Here is a 17,079-nt window from a genome sequence, read left to right as displayed (position 1 = left end):
CGCCCTGATGAGCGACTCGGATGCGGCGGCCGTCTGCCGGGGAGTGGTCAAGACCTACCGGACGTCGACCGAGTCGGTCACCGCCCTGGACGGCGTGAGCCTGGAGATCCCGCGCGCCCGGGTGACCGTGGTCGTCGGGCCGTCGGGGTCGGGCAAGTCCTCGCTGCTGCGCCTGCTGGCCTGCATCGACTCCCCCGACGACGGCGAGGTGGTCATCGCCGGGCAGCGGGTCGACCGGCTGCGGGCGTGGGCCCGGCGCCGGCTGCGACAGCGACAGGTCGCCTACCTGTTCCAGCGGCCCGGGGAGAACCTGCTCCCCTACCTCGACGCCGTCGCGCAGGTGCGGCTGGCCGCCCAGCTGCGCGGCGCCCCGGTCAGCGACGGCGAGGCCACCGACCTGCTGGACCGGCTCGGCCTGGCCGGGCGCGCCGACCACCGCCCGGGGCAGCTCTCCGGCGGTGAGCAGCAGCGGCTGGCGGTGGCCTGCGGCGTCGTCGGCGGCCCGGCGCTGGTGGTCGCCGACGAGCCGACCGCTGAGCTGGACACGGCCGCGGCCGAGCGGGTGCTCGCCGCGATGGAGGAGCTCGCCGCGGGCGGGGTCGGGTTCGTCGTCTCCTCGCACGACCCGCGGGTGACGGCGATCGCCGACGGGTTCATCCGGCTCGACCACGGCCGGCTGGTGGCGGCGTGAGCGGTGGCTTCCGCGGCACCGGGCTGGTCAAGCACTACCGGCGGGGCGCCGAGAGCGTCGCCGCGCTGGCCGGGGTCGACCTGGCGGTGGCCGCCGGTGAGTTCGTCGCGCTGGTCGGCCCCTCGGGGTCGGGCAAGTCGACGCTGCTGGCGCTGCTGTGCGGGTGGGAGACCGCCGACGCCGGGCAGCTGACCTACGCCGGCGACCTGGCCGGCCGGCGACCGGACGCGCTGGGCTGGCCGGAGCTGGCCCTGGTGCCGCAGGCGCTCGGGCTGGTCGCCGACCTGAGCCTGGCCGACAACGTGCTGCTGCCCGCCCGGCTGCGCGGCACCCTGGCCGACGACGGGCCCCGGGCCGCCGCGCTGCTGGCCGGCTTCGGGCTGGACCACCTGGCCGACCGCTACCCGCACCAGGCCTCCCTCGGTGAGCAGCAGCGGGTGGCGGTGGCGCGGGCCCTGCTGCTGCGCCCGGCGGTGCTGCTGGCCGACGAGCCCACCGCCCACCAGGACCGCGGCCACGCCGACCGGCTGCTCGACGCCGTCCGGGCCGCCGCCGACGACGGCGCCGCCGTGCTGGTCGCCACCCACGACGAGATCGCCTGGTCCCGCGCGGACCGGGTGCTGTCGATGCGCGACGGGCTCGTCACGGCCGGGGCGCCGGTATGAGCCGCCCGGCGCTGTGGCGGCTGGCGCCGTGGACCCGGGCGCCGCTGCTGGGCCTGCGCTCCGCCGCCGCGGTGGTCGCCGTGCTGGTGACCACGGCGATCCTGGCCTGCGCGGTGGCCTCCGCCCCGCTGTTCCTCTCCTCCGCCCGCTCGGCGGCGCTGCAGCAGCAGCTCGCCCAGCGGTGTGCCGAGGTGGGCTGGGCGCAGACCGGCATCGGATGGGCGCTCGCCGATCCCGAGGACGGCACGCCGCTGTACGGCACGGACGGGCAGCGCCCTCCGGTCGACCAGGACCTGATCGACGCGTGGGCCGAGCGCGACCGGACTGCGGTGCCGGCCCTCGGCACGGCGACCATCGGCCAGTCCGGCGTCAGGGCCCAGAGCCTGCTGTTGGCCGGCCCGGACGGTGAGCCGCTCAGCACCCTCGTCACCGCGCTCCACCGACCCGACCTGGCCGAGCACCTCCAGTTGCTGGACGGCGACCTGGACACGCCTGGGTTGCTGCTGCCGCGGTCCGTGGCGCGCGGCGACGCCCTGACTGCGGGCGACGAGCTGGCCGTGGGCGGGGTGCCCTTACCGGTGGCCGGGGTCTACACCGACCTCGCCGAGACCCCCGACGACCCCTACTGGTGCGACTACGAGCTGCTGTTCCTCAACGAGGCCTCGGCCAACAGCGCGCCCCCGCCGGTGGTGCTGGCCACCGACGAGGCGACCTTCTACCGGCTGGCCACCGCCACCGGTGGTGCCCGGCGGCTGCAGCAGGTGCAGGTCGACCCGGAGACGCTCTCGGTCACCGACGCCGAGCAGCTGCTCACCGAGCAGGCCGAGGTCCAGGCGGTCGCCGAGCCGGAGATCGCGCGGCTCGGAGCCCAGGTGGCCGGGCCGGTGCTCAACGACCGGATGCCCGACGCCATCGACCGCGCCCGGCTGATCGAGCGCGGCCTGCGCGGCCCGGTGATCCCGGTGGCGGTGGCCGGTGCACTGCTGGCACTGGTGCTGGTCGCCTCGGCCGGCAGCTTCTGGGCCGACCGCCGGGCCACCGAGGTGCGGCTGCTCGCCGCCCGCGGCGTCGGCCCGGTGCCGTTGGCCGGCAAGGCCGCCCTCGAGCTGGGGCTGCCCGCGCTGGCCGGTGCCGCGCTGGGCTGGGCTGCCTCCCGACTGCTGGTGGCCCGGCTGGGCCCGGCCGACGACCTGGACCCCGCCGCCACCACCGCCGCGGTCTGGGCCGGCGTCGCCGCGTTCGTCGTCGGGCTGGCCGCCGCGTCGCTGGTCGCCGGGCTGCGTGCTCGTGGCACCGCCGAGCGACCACTCGGCGCCGCGCCCCGGTGGCCGGCCCGGGTGCCGTGGGAGGTGGCGCTGCTGCTGGCCGCCGCCTGGTGCTGGCTGCTGCTGGAGGGGCGCGACGCAGTCGTCGACGACGCCGGGGTGGCCCAGGTGAACGGGCTGCTGGTGGCGTTCCCGCTGCTGGCGATCGCCGGCGCCGCGGCGCTGCTCGCCCGGGTGCTCAGCGCGGGCCTGCCCCGGCTGCGGCGCTGGGCCGGACGCCGGGGGCCCGCCGTCTTCCTCGCCGTCAACCGGCTGAGCGCCGCCCGGCTGGCCACCGCCACCCTGCTGGTCGCGGTCACCCTGCCGGTCGCCGTCCTGGGCTACACCGCCACCCTCACCGCGAGCGCGCAGACCACCCTGGACGCGAAGGTCGGCGTGCAGATCGGCGCGGAGGCGGCGGTCACCTCGCTGTCCCGGTTCGCGCCGACGACCGGCATCGACGCGGTGGGCACCCTGGTCGAGCGCTACGAGGCCGATGCGGTCGAGCCGGACGGGTCGCGCGTCGACGTCCAGGTGCTCGGCGTCGACCCGGACACCTTCGCCGGCACCGCCTTCTGGGACGAGTCGTTCGCCGACCGCCCGCTGGCCGACCTGGTGGCCGAGCTGACCGGCCCCGCCGTCGACGGCCGGCTGCCGGTGGTCGCCGCCGGCCTGCCCACCGGGGACCCCGGGCTGCGACTGGGCCGGATGGAGCTGCCCGCGCAGGTGGTGGCCACCGCCCAGGTGCTGCCCGGGCGGCGCATCGACGGGCCGGTCGTGCTGGTGGACGCCGACCGGCTGCCCGACGTCCCCCGGGAGGCCGGCGCGGAGCGGCGGGCCGAGGTCTGGACGAACGACGACCCCGACGCCGCGGTCACCGCCCTGGTCGACGCCGGCGGCGCGCGCAACCGCACGCTCACCCCGCCGCTGGTGCTCAACACCGCGAACTTCCTCGGCATCACCTGGACGTTCGGCTACCTGTCCGCGCTCGCGGTGTTCGTCGGGGTGATCGCCGTCGGCGGGCTGCTGCTGTACCTGGAGGCCCGCTCCCGCACCCGGGTGTCGGGCTACGTGATGGCCCGCCGGCTGGGGCTGACCCGCGCGGCGCACCTGCGGTCGCTGCTCGTCGAGCTCGCCGGGGTCGCGGTGGCCGGCGTGCTGCTGGGTGCGGTGCTCGCCGCGGGCGCCGTCGCGCTCGTGTACCGGCGCCTCGACGTCGACCTGCTCCGCCCGCCCACGCCGCTGCTCGACGTGCCATGGGCAGCAGCGGCCGGCACGGCCGCCGTCGTCCTCGCCGTGGCTGGCCTGGCAGCGCTCTACGCGCAGCGCGCCGCCGACCGCGCCGACCCCGCCACCGTGCTCCGCCAGGACGCCTGAGGTCCCGGCCGCACGAGCCGCGCCCGGGCACCTGGCCGCCGGCCCGCCGGTGCGCGAGGATCGCCGCGTGCTCGGGCCGATGGTGCCGGTCGCCGTCGACGGCGCGGAGCTGGCGACGGCCGTGCTCGGCGCCGGTGAACCCGTTGCCCTGGTGCCGACCGCGCTGGTCGCGGACGAGCTGCTGCCGCTGGCCGAGCGGCTGCAGCACCGCTTCCGGGTGGTCCACCACCACCGGCGCGGGTACGGCGGCAGCAGCCCGGCTCCGCTCCCCGGCTCGGTCGCGCGGGACGCCGCGGACTGCGCCGGGCTGCTCGCGGCACTCGGCATCGGCAGCGCGCACGTCCTCGGGGTCTCCTACAGCGCCGCGGTGGCCCTGCAGCTGGCGGTCGACCACCCGGGCACGGTCCGCACCCTCACGCTGGTGGAACCGCCGCCGGTGCACGGCGCCCGGGACGCCGCGTTCCGCGCCGCGAACGCCGAGGTGCGCAGCGACCGGCAGGCCCGCGGGGCGGCGGAGGCGGCCGACCGCTTCCTCACCCGGACGACGGGGCCGCACTGGCGCGAGCTGCTCGACGGCACCGCCCCCGGCAGCGCGGCGCGGGCGCTGGCCGACAGCGCCACGTTCTTCGACGTCGACGTCCCGGCGCTGCTCGGCTGGCGGTTCGACGCGGGTACCGCCGCCCAGGTGCGCTGCCCGGTGCTGCACGTCGCGGGCAGCGAGCACGGTCCGCTCTTCGAGGGGGTCGATGCGCTGGTACGCGGCTGGCTGCCGCACGCCGAGCAGGTGACGATCCCCGGCGCCGGGCACGACGTGGCGCTCACCCATCCGGGTGCCCTACGGGACGTGCTGGTGCCCTTCCTGGACCGCCACGCGCCGGGGTGATTCCCGGACCGACCTGTCCCGGGCGTCAGCGAGGGGCGCGGGCGAGCTGCCGGCTCTGCGCGACCAGCCGGCCGGTGGAGTCCCAGATCCGGTAGTCCTCGTCCAGCCAGCCACCGGCGATCTCGCCGGCGCGGGCCTCCACCAGGCACCAGCCCGGCGCCGGCAGCGCGCGCACGAGCACCTGGAGCTGCACCGTCGGCGCCCAGCCGAACCGGCCCAGCGCCCAGCTGGTGGGCGGCAGCGCGTCGGCGAAGGCGACCAGCGCCAGCGGGTCCGGCTCGCGTTCGTCGGTGAAGCGCAGCCACGCCCGCAGCACCGGCTCCTCCCCCGGCTGTCCCAGCGCCCACCCGGCGCTCGCCGGGTCCAGCCGGACGTCGATCCGCCGGACCAGCCCCGGCACCTGGATCTCCGGCGGCGCCAGGTGTGCGTGCTCGGCGATCGACAGGCACTGCCCGACCGGGGCCACCGCAGGCGGCACCGCGGCCACCGCCGACGGCTCGTCGCCCAGGACCGCCGTCGTCGCCTGCACGGTGATGGCCGGCCCGGCGTCGTCGGCGAGCACCACCTGGCTGTGCGCCAGGGTGCGCCCGGCCGGCCCGGGGACGACGGTGAGCGAGGCCCGCCCGGCCGCGGGCGCGCGCAGGTAGCTGGCCGACAGCGCCACCGGGTGCGGGTGCGGCGACTCGAGCACCGCGGCCCGGGCGGCGATCGAGAGCAGGTAGCCGCCGTTCAGGATCCCGCCGCCGACGTCCCAGCCGGGGTCGAGCTCGGTGGTGAGGACGCCGCCCTCGGTCCGGGTGACGGCGGTGGCGGTGTCGAAGGCGCTGGCGGGCTGGTCGGTCTGCGGCACGCCGGACAGGGTGCCAGGCTCGACGGCATGGACCAGACCCACCTCGGCCGCAGCGGCCTCTCCGTCTCCCGGCTGTGCCTGGGCACGATGAACTTCGGCTGGAAGACCTCCGAGGAGGACAGCCACGCGATCATGGACCGCGCCCACACCGAAGGCGTGAACTTCTTCGACACCGCGAACGTCTACGGCTTCGACGCCGGCAAGGGCCGCACCGAGGAGGTGCTGGGCACCTGGTTCGCGCAGGGCGGAGAGCGCCGGGACCGCACCGTGCTGGCCACCAAGGTCTACGGCGGCATGACCGACTGGCCCAACGACACGTTCCTGTCCGCCCGCAACATCGTCCGGGCCTGCGAGGCGTCGCTGCGTCGGCTGCAGACCGACTGGATCGACCTCTACCAGTTCCACCACTCCGACCCGGCCACGCCGTGGGACGAGATCTGGCAGGCCTGCGAGACGCTCGTCGCCCAGGGCAAGGTGCTCTACGTCGGCTCGTCCAACCACGCCGGCTGGCAGCTCGCCGCGGCCAGCGAGTCCGCCCGCGCGCGGCACTTCACCGGGTTGGTGAGCGAGCAGTCCATCTACAACCTGCTGGTCCGGGACATCGAGCTGGAGGTGCTCCCGGCCGCCCAGCACTACGGCATCGGCATCATCCCGTGGAGCCCGTTGCAGGGCGGCCTGCTGGCCGGGGTGCTGGCCAAGGCCGACGGGGACCGGCGCAGCGCCGAGGCGGCCCAGCAGCGGCTGGAGCAGCACCGGCCCGCCGTCCAGGCGTACGAGGACGCCTGCGCGGAGTGGGGCTGGCGCCGGCCGACGTCGGCATCGCGTGGCTGCTGACCCGCCCGGGGGTGACCGCGCCGATCATCGGTCCGCGCACGATGGCGCAGTTCGAGGGCTCCCTGGGTGCCACCTCGATCACCCTGGAGCAGGCTCAGCTCGACCGGCTGGACGAGCTGTTCCCCGGCAAGCAGGCCGCCCCGATGGAGTACGCGTGGTGAGCCGGCCACGGTGCGGCACGCGGGTCAGCCCACCGGCCAGGCGGTGACCCGCTCGTAGCGCGGCACCGGGCCGAGGTGGCTGCGGCACAGCACCACCTCGGTCACCGGCCACGACGGCCCCCGGTGCCCCTGCAGCCGGTCGGGCAGGTCGCCGTCGGCGGGCTGCCCGCGGCGCCACCGGCCCACCGTCAGGTGCGGCCGGAAGGGCCGGTCCTCGACGGGCAGGCCGACGCCGCGGGCGGCGGTGGCCAGCCGGTCGGCCAGCGCGGTGAGCGGCGCGACGTCGCCGGTGACGCCGACCCAGCAGACGGTGGGGCGGCGCCGCGACCCGAACCGGCCGCCCTCGGCCATCGCCAGCGACATCGGCGGCGCCGCGCCGACGGCGGGCCCGACCGCGTCGAGCAGCGGCGTCAGCCGCACCCCGGGCACCTGGTCGAGGAACAGCAGGGTGAGGTGCCAGCGGTCCAGCGGGCTCCAGCGGGGAGCGCCCGGGGCCTGGCGCAGCGGCTGCAGCGCGCGGTCGAGCTCCGCGACGGCGTCCGGCGCCGGGTCGACGGCGAGGAACAGCCGGCCCGCCGAGCCGTCGGCGTCCGGGCGGGTCAGCGACCCACCACCAGCCCGGCGGCCTCCAGGGAGCCGATCAGCCGGATCCGTTCCAGCTCGCGGTGCTCCGGTGGCACCTCGGTCAGCCGGTGGTCGACCTGCAGCAGGGCGGCCGCCTCGACGAGCACGTCGTCGTAGGCGGCCAGCAGCCCACGCCGGCGGGCCATCGGCATCCCCCCGGGCACCATCGCCAGCTCGCGCGTGAGCCGCCGGACGTCGGCGGCGACGGCCTCCAGCGGCCGGCGCGCGGGCAGGTTCGGATCGGTCGGCGGCCCGACACGGCGACCGGCCGGATGGGTGGCGGGGCGCCGGGTGGGCGGCCGCGGCGGTGCGGTCCGACGGGCCAGGGCCCGGGCCTCGGCGCGGCGGCGGGCCGCTCGGCGGTGCTCCAGCTCCCCGGTCGCCCAGCGGACGAGCAGCAGGATCACCAGCACCGCGACGGCGAGGAGCACGGTGAGCACGCCGAGGCGCATCAGCGTCGTCCCGACGTCTGCAGAGCCCGACCCTCCCGACGGCACGAGGAAACGGTACGACGCTGTCATCAAGACCACAACGTGACGACGTCAGCGCAGCCGGTGAGCTGATCGTCCCGGGTCCGCGTGCGGGTCCGGGTCCCGCGCCACCTGCTCCCCCGGCACCTCCCCGTCGGCGGCATCGACCAGCGCGGCCGCCGCCGCGGGCACCGGCGGCCGGGCGGCGACGTGCAGCTGCGCCCGCGGCGGCCGGACGTGCAGCTCCAACCGCACCCGCCGGCCACGGGCGAGCAGCGCAGCGGCGACCACGGCGGCCGTGGCGCAGGCCAGCCCGCCGGCGATGAACCCCCAGCGGGCCCCCAGGTGCTCGGACACCCAGCCGATCACCGGCGCTCCCAGCGGGGTGCCGCCCATGAAGCAGGTGAAGTACAGCGCCAGCACCCGGCCCCGCATCTCCGGCGCGACGCCGAGCTGCACGAAGCTGTTGCAGGCGACGCTGAACACCAGCGCGGCGGCACCCGTCGGCACCAGCGCGACCGCGAACGACGCCTCGTTCGGCATCAGCCCGGCCACGACGAGGAGCACGCCGAACGCGCCCGCGGAGACGACCAGGAACCGCTGCAGCGGCCGGGTGCTGCGCCGGGTGGACAGCAGCGCCCCGGACAGCGAGCCGACGGCGTAGCAGGTGGACAGGAACCCGAAGGCAGTCGCTCCGAGGCCGTACTCCTCCCGGGCCATCAGCGCGATGGTGATCTGGGTGTTGAAGCCGAAGGTGCCGGCCACGAAGGCCAGCGCCATGGCCAGCACCAGGTCGGGGTGGCGCCGGGTGTAGCCCAGCGCCTCGCGGAGCTGCCCGCGGGACCGGGCCACCGGGCGGCTGCGGTGCAGTTCGCTGCCGCGCATCGCCAGCAGCGCGGTGATGGTCACCGCGAAGCTCGCGGCGTTGACCAGGAACGCCGGCCCGGTGTCGCCGCCGGAGACGCCGATGAGCGTGCCGGCCAGCGCAGGCCCGACCAGCCGGGCGCCGTTGAAGACGGTGGAGTTCAGGCTGACCGCGTTGGCCAGCCGGTCGGGGCCGACCATCTCCGAGACGAAGGACTGGCGGACCGGCATGTCCAGCGACGAGGCGACGCCGAGCGCGGCGGCCAGCAGGTACACGTGCCAGAGCGCGATCGCGTCGGTGACCACCAGCAGGCCGAGCCCGAGGGCCAGCACCCCCATGACCGACTGCGTCATCGTCAGGACCCGGCGCTTGTCGTACCGGTCGGCCAGCACCCCGCCGTAGAAGCTGAACAGCAGGGTCGGGGCGAACTGGAGCGCGGTGGTGATGCCCAAGGCCACGCCGCTGCCCCCGGACAGCTGCAGGACCAGCCAGTCCTGGCCGATCCGCTGCATCCAGGTGCCGGTGAGGCTGACCAGGTTCGCCGAGGCGTACAGCCGGAAGTTGCGGACCCGGAGGGCCGCGAACATCCCCGCCCGTCCCGGTGCGGCTGCCTCAGGCGTGGAGGTCACCCACTGGCGAGCTTGTCCATGATCGCCGCCGCCTCGCGCAGCGTGGCGCGCTCCTCGGCGGTCAGCTCCTGGAGCTGCCCGGTCAGCCACGCCTCCCGGGCCCGCACCTCCTCGTCGAGCAGCACCTCCGCCGCCGGCGTGAGGTCGATGACCACCTGCCGCCCGTCGGTGGGGTGCGGGGTGCGGGTGACCAGGCCCTTGCCCTCCAGCGCGACGACCACCCGGGTCATCGACGGCGGCTGCACCCGCTCGTGCGCCGCCAGCTCGCCCGGGCTCATCGCACCGTGCCGCTTCAGCGTCGACAGGGCGGCCAGGTGGGTCAGCGTCACCGAGGTGTCGACCCGCTGGTTGCGCAGCCGCCGGGAGAACCGCATGACGGCCAGCCGCAGGTCGTGGGCGAGCGCCGCGGTGTCCAGCGTCGTCCGAGCCACGTCGCCAGCGTAACGGAGGTGAGAAGCGTGCCTAACGACCCGACCCCCCGCCGGGCCGTCGCTACAGGAGCTGCTGGATCGGCTCGAGCGCGAAGTAGACGACGAACACCGCCGCGACCACCCACATGAGCGGGTGCACGTCGCGCCGCCGGCCGGTGACCACGCTCAGCAGCACGTAGCTGATGACGCCGGCGCCGATGCCGATGGTGATCGAGTAGGTGAACGGCATCAGCGCGATGGTGAGGAAGGCCGGGATGACCAGCGCCATGTCGTCCCAGGCCAGCTCCCGGATCTGGCTGATCAGCATGGCCCCGACGATCACCAGCACCGGCGCGGCGGCCTCCGACGGCACGACCTGCACCAGCGGGGTGAAGAAGGCCGCGACCAGGAAGACCAGTCCCGTGACCACGCTGGCCAGCCCGGTGCGCGCGCCGTCGCCGACCCCGGCCGCGCTCTCGATGTAGGTGGTGTTCGACGAGATGCTGGAGGCCCCACCCGCGGCGGCGGCGAGCGAGTCGACCAGCAGCACCGGCTGGGAACGCGGCAGGTTGCGGTCGGAGTCCAGCAGGTCGCCCTCCGCGCCGACGGCGGTGACCGTGCCGACGGTGTCGAAGAAGTCCGCGATCATGATCGAGAAGACGATGAGCAGGGCGGCGACCACGCCGATCCGGTCGAAGCCGCCGAACAGCGAGAACTGGCCGACCAGCGACAGGTCGGGCAGGTCGAACCAGGAGTCCGGCCAGGAGGGCACCTGCAGCGCCCAGCCCCGCGGGTTGCTCGCGCCGTCGGCGCCGGTGCGCGGCCCGACCTGGGCGATCGCCTCGACGACCACCGCGAACACGGTCGTCACCACGATGCCGATCAGCAGCGCGCCGCGGGTCCGGCGCACCACCAGCACGCTGGTGACCAGCAGGCCGACGACGAAGGTCAGCAGCGGCCAGCCGGCGAGCTGACCCCCCACGCCGAAGCTGATCAGCGCGCCCTCCCCGGGCCGGACCACGCCGGCGTCGGCGAGGCCGACGATGGTGAGGAAGAACCCGATGCCGACGGCGATGGAGACCTTCAGCTGGGTGGGGATGGCGTTGAACACCGCGCGGCGGAAGCCGGTGAGCACCAGCACCGCGATCAGCAGGCCCTCCAGCACGACCAGGCCCATGACCTCCGGCCAGGACAGCTGGGTGGCGGCGTAGACCGCGACGATGGCGTTGATCCCGAGCCCGGTGGCCAGCCCCAGCGGGTACTTGCCGAACACGCCCATGGCGATGGTCAGCACGCCGGCGACGACGGCGGTGGTCGCGGCGACCGCGGTGAAGGGCAGCGCGTTCCCGTTCACGTCGACGCCGGACAGGATGATCGGGTTCAGCACCACGATGTAGGCCATCGTGAAGAAGGTGGTGAACCCGCCGCGGACCTCCCGGCCCACGGTGGACCGCCGGGCGCTGATCTCGAAGTACCGGTCCAGGCCGTTGCGCGGCTTGACCCGCGGGCCGGCGCTGCGCCGCGGCGAGCCGCCCTCCGACGTGCCGAGCACCGCCGTGCCGTCGGCCGCGTCGGGCGCCTGCGGACCGGCGGCGGACGTGCGGGCGGGACGGGACCTGTCGGGCATGGGGACCCCCGGGGGACGCGGGCCGGCGCGGCGCGACAGTGCGACGGCGCACCTGCGGACCGCCCGGTGCAGCTGGCAACGAGCGGCGACAGCGTGCCACACCGGACGGACTCAGCCGTCGTCCACCGGCTCCCGGGCGGGCAGCCGCAGCCCGGCGGCGACCAGCGGCACGGTCGCGAGCACCACCACGGCGACACCGCTGACGCCGGCGAGCGCCCACGCGCCGAACACGGCCAGCGCCGCCAGCTCGACCCCCAGCCCGGCGACCGACGTGATCGTCGCCCGGTGCCGCCCCTCGATCCGCTCCTGCAGCCGGGCCTCGGCCACGACGAGCACGCCCAGGTAGAGGCCGTAGAACAGGGCGACCGCGGCCAGCGCGGCGGGCCGGGCCCAGGCGCCCGCCAGGAACAGCAGCCCGCCCCCGGCGACGAGGGAGCCCAGCAGCGCGGGCGAGGGCAGCCGCCCGGCCCGCCCCGCGAGCCACGCACCGAGGGCACCCACCAGCGACACCGCCAGCACCGCGAGGGGCACGACCGTCGGCTCCAGGCCCCAGTCGTCGGCCAGCACCGGGAAGTACTCCTCGACCGCGTCCAGCCCGCCGATGAGCGACACCGCCAGCACCACGACCCGCAGACCCGGCGTGCGCACGGCGGCCCGGACACCGGCCCGCAGGGTGTCGAGCAGGTCCTCCCCGTCCTCGGCCCGCGGCGCCTCCGGGAACCGCAGCGCCAGGGCGGCGGCGGCCAGGCAGCAGGCGACGCTGACCCAGCCGACCAGCTCGTGGCCACCGGCGGCGTAGAGCAGCGCCGCCGCGACCGCGGTCGGGACCTGCACCAGCAGCTCGGCGGCGGTCATCGCCCCGTTGACCCGGGCGAACGACTCCTCGGCGCCCACGGCGGCCAGCCCGTCGTAGACCAGGGCCTCGGCGGCGCCCGACCAGAGCGCGCCGGCCACGCCCCACACCACGAAACCGACGAGGAAGGCCCGGAACCCCGGCGCCGCCGTCCAGACGACGAAGCCGGCCGCCTGCAGCACGCCACCCAGCACGAGCACCCCGCGCCGCGACCACCGGTCGGCCAGTGCACCGGCCGGCACCTCGGTGAGCAGGGCGGTGACCGACCAGACCGCGAACAGCAGGCTGATCTGGGCGCCGGACAGCCCGGTGTCGAGGAAGAGCAGTGCGTACAGCGGGTAGTACGGCACGAGCTCGGAGAGCGCGGCCCAGGCCACGGCCAGGCGCGCGAGCGGCCGGGCCGCGAGTGGCAGCGGGCTTCGGGAGACGGGTCAACGGAACGGCATGCCGGGACGGTAGCGCCGCACACCGGTCACGGCACCGGGTTTGCGGATGGCCCGACGGGGCGCCGGCAGGCGGGGCGCGCGGGCCCCTAGGCTCGGCGCGTGCCCGCACCCACGCGCCCGTCCCCGCCGCCGCTGAAGGTCGACACCGCCCGCGTCGTGCAGATCGGGACCGCGCTGTGGGCCGTCGCGCTGGTGGTGCTGCTCGTGCTGGGCGACCGGGTCGACCGGGTCTGGACCTGGACCTGCGTCGCGGCCATCGTCCTCGCCGGGCTCGGCCTCGTCCTCATGCGCCGGCAGGGGCAGCGGTAGCGCCGCGGTGTCGCCCGGAGGGCGACGATGTCAGAGCACGTCGAAGTCGGCCGTGTCGTAGCGGGCGGTGTTGGTGACCTCGACCGGGTCGCCACCGGTGCGGTCCAGGGTCGCCTGGCTGTGCGCGCCGCAGCCGTAGTCGACGGTCACCACGCGACCGTCGGCCGGGGCGTAGGCGTTGCTGCACGCGCCGAACGACAGCCGCATCGACCCGGCCAGCGGGATCCAGAAGCCGCAGGTGCCGCACGGGCCGGGGGCGTGCCGGGCCATCGCCGAACGCGGACCGAAGTCGCCCTCCCGCCAGCGGTCGGCGGCCTTCCCGCGGCCGTTCGGGGAGAGGACGCGCTCGCGGCCCATCCCCAGCTCCTCGGCCACCACCCGGCCGGCCGGGTCGTCGGCGGTGTCGTCCTCGGCGAGGTAGGAGGGCACCAGCCGGTCGTCGTCCTCGGTGGCCGGCAGCACGTCGCCCACCGCCATGTCGCCGGGCCGCAGCCGCTCGTGCCACGGCACCCAGGCCGGGGCGAGCAGCGCCGAGTCGCCGGGCAGCAGGACCACCTCGTCGACGGTCACCTCGTCGTCGCCGGGGACCCGGGCCACGGTGACCGCCCAGTGCCAGCCGAGGTAGCCGGGCAGCGTGGCGGCGAAGCTGTGGGTCAGGACGGCGCCGAGCACCTCGGCCGGCGGCTCCTCGCCGGCCGTCTCCTCGGCGAGCAGCGGCTCGACGTGGACGCCGAGGTGGTCGCCGACCACGCCGGCGTCACCGGCGACCTCGACGGCGGCGGCCCGGGCCAGGTCGACCGCAGCGGCCAGCACCTCGTCCGGCTGGGGACCATGGGCAGCGGCGTACGCGGAGTCGGACACGGGGCCATTGTCCCGGATGCCCGCGTCGGCGCACGCCACCGCACCTCCGCGGCGCCGTTCCCGCCGGTCGCACAGGTGACTGCGGCACGATGGGGCCGTGCCCGCCGCTCCTGGACCCCGTTCCTGGCGGAGCCGGCGCCGCCCGCGGGGCGAGCCCGGACCCGGGGTGGAGACCGCTCCGATGGGCATCCGCCGGCAGGAGACCACGCCGATGCCGGTGGCCACCGCCCAGCCCCGGGGCGACGACGCCCCGACCGCCGTCGTCCGCCCCCGCGGCGCACCCGCCGCGCACCCGACCCGGCCGGTGCCACCGCCCCCGGTCACCACGCCGGCTCCCCCGGGCCCGCCGCCGCAGGCCGCCCCGCCGGGCGCCACGACCGCACCGCCCGCGGCGGGCACGAGCCCGGCCAAGCTCACCGTCACCCGGGTCGCGGCGGCGCGGAGCCGGGAGCTGACCGCGGCGACGGTCCGGCGGGTCCGCGCTGCGGGCCGCGCCGACGGCGCCGGGCAGACCGGCCTGTCGAACCTGGTCTGGGTCAACGCCCTGCACGTCGCCGGCGACGCGATGATCATGGTCTCGCTGGCCGGCACGCTGTTCTTCTCCGCGGCCACCACCGACGCGCAGCGGTGGAACGTGGCCCTGTACCTGCTGGTGACGATGGCGCCGTTCGCCCTGGTCGCACCGGTGATCGGCCCCGCGCTCGACCGGCTGCAGCGCGGCCGGCGCTGGGCGCTCGCCGCGAGCCTGGGCGGCCGGGCCGTGCTGGCGGTGCTGATGGCCGTCCACCACGACGACCTGGGGCTGTACCCGGCCGCGCTGGGCGTGCTCGTGCTGAGCAAGTCGTTCAACGTGCTGCGCGCCGCCGTCGTCCCGCGGGTGCTGCCCGGCGCCCTGTCGCTGACCTCCGCCAACGCCCGGCTGTCGGTGTTCGGCCTGGCCGCCGGCGGCGTGCTGGGCGCCGTGGGCGCGGGCATCGCCTCCCTGCTCGGCTTCGCCTGGGAGCTCGGCGCCACCGCCGCCGTCTTCGTCGTCGCTGCGGTGCTGGCCGTGCGGCTGCCACCCCACGTCGACGTGGCCGTCGGGGAGCAGCCCGCCGACGTGCTGCGGACGACGCCGATCCGGCTGCCCGGGCGCGGCCGGCGGCCGGTGGTCCCGCACGTGGCCACCGCGCTGCGCGCCACCGCCGCCCTGCGCGGGCTGGCCGGCTTCCTGACCATCTTCTCGGCGTTCCTGGTGCAGGCCACCGTCGACGGCGGCTGGCCGGCGACCGCCGCGTTGGGCGGGATCGCCGCCGCCGCGGGCGCGGGCAGCTTCCTGGGCACCGCGGTGGGGTCCCGGCTGCGCACCGCTAGCCCGGACCGGGTGGTGCTCGTGGCCGCCGGCATCGCCGCCGTGATCACCGGCCTGGCCGCCGCGGTGTTCAGCCTGCCGATGGCGGCGCTGGTCGCCGGGGTGGCCGCGGTGACCAACGCGCTGGGCAAGGTGGCCCTGGACGCGATCATCCAGCGGGAGGTGCCCGACGCGCTGCGCGCCTCGGCGTTCGCCCGTTCGGAGACCTGGCTGCAGCTGGCCTGGGTGGTCGGCGGCGCCCTGGGCATCGTGCTGCCCACCATCGGCTGGCTGGGCTTCACCGTGGCGTCGGCGCTGCTGGTGCTCGCCGTCGGGCTGACCCTGTGGAGCCTGCGGACCCGCCGCGACGGAGCCGGCGGCCGGGCCGCCGACGAGGAGGTACGGACGTGAGCACGGCACGCGGCGCAGCCGCGGTGGCACTGCTGGGTGGGCTGGCGGTGCTCTCCGGCTGCGGCGACCGGGCCACCGGCGACCCGGTGCCGACGGTCGCCGTGGAGGTCGGCCCGCAGCAGGTGACGCTGGACCCCACCCAGTGGTGCCGGGACGGCGAGGGCGAGCGGTACCAGGTCACCGCGCCGATCCTGGAGGTCTCCCCGGACACCCCGGTGACCCTCGAGGTGCCCGACGAGGTCGCCGACGACGGCTGGAGCGTGCAGGTCTTCGACGAGCAGCTCGAGGAGCAGATCGGTGAGGTGGACGTCGACGCCGGTCAGGCCGTGTTCGACGGGATCAGCACCTCCGACGTCGTCCCGCCGACGTACTACCTGGTGGTCGTGCAGCGCGCGGACCCGGACGCCTGCGAGGGGCTCTCCGGGGCCTGGCCGGTGGGCTTCATCCGCGCCGGCGAGGGCGCGACGACGACCACCGAGGCGCCCCCGGCCGGCTGAGCGGGCGCACGCTCAGTCGTCGAGGTCGTCGGCACGGCGCCGTCCAGCAGCGGCACCGCGGAGGTGCCGCTGCTCGAGGACGGCTACGCGCGGGTGGTCAGCGCCGGTTCTCGGGGAGCTGCACGCCCGCCCGGTTGGGGCGGTCCTGCGGGTGGGCGTAGCGCAGCATCTCCGGCGGCAGCGGGAAGGCGTGGTCCTCACCGAACGGGGAGAGCCCGCCGGCCATCTCGCTGACCAGCTCGGTCACCGGCGGCTCCCCCTCGGAGCGCCGTCCCCAGGTGGGCTCGACCAGGTGGGCCTGCTTGTCGTTGCGCTTGGCCATGTCGCCTCCGTGTGCGGTGCCGCCGGTCCGGACACCGGCGCGTTCGTAGCTCATCTTCCCGTGTCGCCGCCCCGTGACACGCACCGCACTCCGTGGTGTCGCACCAGCGGGTGGGCCAGCGGGTCGCTCAGCGGGTCGCGACCCGGGCGCCGTACACCGTGCCCGCGCCGTCGGCGGTCAGCAGCCACTCGCGCGGGGACACCTCCGCGCAGCGCACCTCGGCGCCGTCCAGCCGCTGCACCGCCCGGGTCCGCCAGATCGCGGTGGACTGCAGCCGCAGCCGCACCGGCTCGTCGGTGAGGTCGTCGTAGCCGACCGGCTCGACCTGCAGCGTCGCCGGTCCGGCGACCCGCAGCACCCCGGCCCGCCAGCCGGTGCCGGCCAGCGCCCGGGTCCACCGCCGGGTGCGCAGCAGCGCACCGACCCCCACGACGACGCCGACGACGCCCCCGGCCACCAGCGCGACGACGACCAGGCCGGCGAACGGCGCCCGCTCCCCGCCGTCCCGGGCGATGCGGACGACCGCCGCCCCGGCCACGCAGCCCAGGACGACGGCGAGCGCGCCCCCACCGAGCCAGCGCAGCGCCCCGGCACGATGGGCGGCCAGGGCGGTGCGGGTCTGCGGATCGTCCAGGGCGGCCACGCGGGCATCGTGACAGA

17 protein-coding genes and 1 pseudogene are annotated in these 17,079 nt (G+C 76.5%); 8 read left to right on the top strand and 10 right to left on the bottom strand.

What is annotated here, in order from left to right:
- Positions 1–7 precede the first annotated feature (7 nt).
- The 4 genes from JD78_RS21145 (at position 8) to JD78_RS21130 (ending at position 4,920) form a co-directional block, all read left to right on the top strand.
- Complete coding sequence (locus tag JD78_RS21145; RefSeq protein ID WP_153357960.1) at positions 8–691, top strand: ABC transporter ATP-binding protein; 684 nt, start codon at positions 8–10, stop codon at positions 689–691.
- On the top strand, positions 688–1,356 hold the full coding sequence (locus JD78_RS21140) for an ABC transporter ATP-binding protein (protein ID WP_208104175.1): 669 nt from the start codon (positions 688–690) through the stop codon (positions 1,354–1,356). Before JD78_RS21145 ends, JD78_RS21140 begins: the two co-directional genes overlap by 4 nt.
- Positions 1,353–4,037, top strand: coding sequence for an FtsX-like permease family protein (locus tag JD78_RS21135; protein ID WP_153357957.1), 2,685 nt, complete (start codon positions 1,353–1,355; stop codon positions 4,035–4,037). Before JD78_RS21140 ends, JD78_RS21135 begins: the two co-directional genes overlap by 4 nt.
- 67 nt (positions 4,038–4,104) lie before the next feature.
- The gene (locus JD78_RS21130; RefSeq protein ID WP_153357954.1) at positions 4,105–4,920 is read left to right on the top strand and encodes an alpha/beta fold hydrolase; all 816 of its coding nucleotides are present in this window, start codon (positions 4,105–4,107) and stop codon (positions 4,918–4,920) included.
- 25 nt (positions 4,921–4,945) lie between these two features.
- Here JD78_RS21130 and JD78_RS21125 read toward each other — a convergent pair whose 3' ends face one another.
- Positions 4,946–5,770 (bottom strand): thioesterase family protein, encoded by an 825-nt coding sequence (locus tag JD78_RS21125; RefSeq protein WP_153357952.1) that lies wholly within the window; start codon positions 5,768–5,770, stop codon positions 4,946–4,948.
- 27 nt (positions 5,771–5,797) lie between these two features.
- Between JD78_RS21125 and JD78_RS21120 the strand changes: the two are divergent.
- Positions 5,798–6,765: pseudogene (locus tag JD78_RS21120) on the top strand (aldo/keto reductase).
- Positions 6,766–6,789: 24 nt separating this feature from the next.
- Here the strand turns inward: JD78_RS21120 and thpR are convergent.
- The 6 genes from thpR to JD78_RS21090 form a co-directional block, all read right to left on the bottom strand.
- Positions 6,790–7,332 carry an RNA 2',3'-cyclic phosphodiesterase gene (gene thpR / locus JD78_RS21115; RefSeq protein WP_228394994.1) on the bottom strand — a complete coding sequence of 181 codons (543 nt, stop codon included), beginning with the start codon at positions 7,330–7,332 and terminating at the stop codon, positions 6,790–6,792.
- 32 nt (positions 7,333–7,364) lie between these two features.
- The gene (locus JD78_RS21110) at positions 7,365–7,886 is read right to left on the bottom strand and encodes a hypothetical protein (protein WP_153357944.1); all 522 of its coding nucleotides are present in this window, start codon (positions 7,884–7,886) and stop codon (positions 7,365–7,367) included.
- A 45-nt stretch (positions 7,887–7,931) separates the two neighbouring features.
- Positions 7,932–9,311, bottom strand: coding sequence for an MFS transporter (locus JD78_RS21105; RefSeq protein ID WP_153357941.1), 1,380 nt, complete (start codon positions 9,309–9,311; stop codon positions 7,932–7,934).
- Between the two features lie 38 nt (positions 9,312–9,349).
- A complete protein-coding gene (locus tag JD78_RS21100) occupies positions 9,350–9,784 on the bottom strand; it encodes a MarR family winged helix-turn-helix transcriptional regulator (protein WP_194290409.1) in 435 nt (144 codons plus the stop codon).
- A 61-nt stretch (positions 9,785–9,845) separates the two neighbouring features.
- On the bottom strand, positions 9,846–11,390 hold the full coding sequence (locus tag JD78_RS21095; RefSeq protein ID WP_153357938.1) for an NCS2 family permease: 1,545 nt from the start codon (positions 11,388–11,390) through the stop codon (positions 9,846–9,848).
- Positions 11,391–11,501: 111 nt separating this feature from the next.
- A complete protein-coding gene (locus JD78_RS21090; protein ID WP_153357935.1) occupies positions 11,502–12,620 on the bottom strand; it encodes an MFS transporter in 1,119 nt (372 codons plus the stop codon).
- 168 nt (positions 12,621–12,788) lie between these two features.
- On the opposite strand from JD78_RS21090, the gene JD78_RS21085 reads away from it, so the two are divergent.
- On the top strand, positions 12,789–12,998 hold the full coding sequence (locus JD78_RS21085) for a DUF2530 domain-containing protein (protein WP_153357932.1): 210 nt from the start codon (positions 12,789–12,791) through the stop codon (positions 12,996–12,998).
- Positions 12,999–13,028: 30 nt separating this feature from the next.
- Here the strand turns inward: JD78_RS21085 and JD78_RS21080 are convergent, their stop codons facing one another.
- Positions 13,029–13,859 (bottom strand): DUF3027 domain-containing protein, encoded by an 831-nt coding sequence (locus tag JD78_RS21080; protein WP_153357930.1) that lies wholly within the window; start codon positions 13,857–13,859, stop codon positions 13,029–13,031.
- 166 nt (positions 13,860–14,025) lie between these two features.
- Here JD78_RS21080 and JD78_RS21075 point away from each other — a divergent pair, with 166 nt between their 5' ends.
- Both JD78_RS21075 and JD78_RS21070 read left to right on the top strand, forming a co-directional pair.
- Positions 14,026–15,600 carry an MFS transporter gene (locus tag JD78_RS21075; RefSeq protein ID WP_228394973.1) on the top strand — a complete coding sequence of 525 codons (1,575 nt, stop codon included), beginning with the start codon at positions 14,026–14,028 and terminating at the stop codon, positions 15,598–15,600.
- Complete coding sequence (locus tag JD78_RS21070; RefSeq protein WP_228394972.1) at positions 15,597–16,097, top strand: DUF2771 family protein; 501 nt, start codon at positions 15,597–15,599, stop codon at positions 16,095–16,097. Before JD78_RS21075 ends, JD78_RS21070 begins: the two co-directional genes overlap by 4 nt.
- A gap of 97 nt (positions 16,098–16,194) precedes the next feature.
- Here JD78_RS21070 and JD78_RS21065 read toward each other — a convergent pair whose 3' ends face one another.
- A complete protein-coding gene (locus JD78_RS21065) occupies positions 16,195–16,419 on the bottom strand; it encodes a hypothetical protein (RefSeq protein WP_153357927.1) in 225 nt (74 codons plus the stop codon).
- A gap of 127 nt (positions 16,420–16,546) precedes the next feature.
- Positions 16,547–17,062, bottom strand: a complete 516-nt coding sequence (locus JD78_RS21060) for a hypothetical protein (RefSeq protein ID WP_153357924.1) — start codon at positions 17,060–17,062, stop codon at positions 16,547–16,549.
- Positions 17,063–17,079: the final 17 nt, after the last annotated feature.

It is taken from the genome of Modestobacter roseus, assembly GCF_007994135.1.
Classification (GTDB): domain Bacteria; phylum Actinomycetota; class Actinomycetes; order Mycobacteriales; family Geodermatophilaceae; genus Modestobacter; species Modestobacter roseus.
This window is presented reverse-complemented; position numbering and strand designations above follow the sequence as displayed.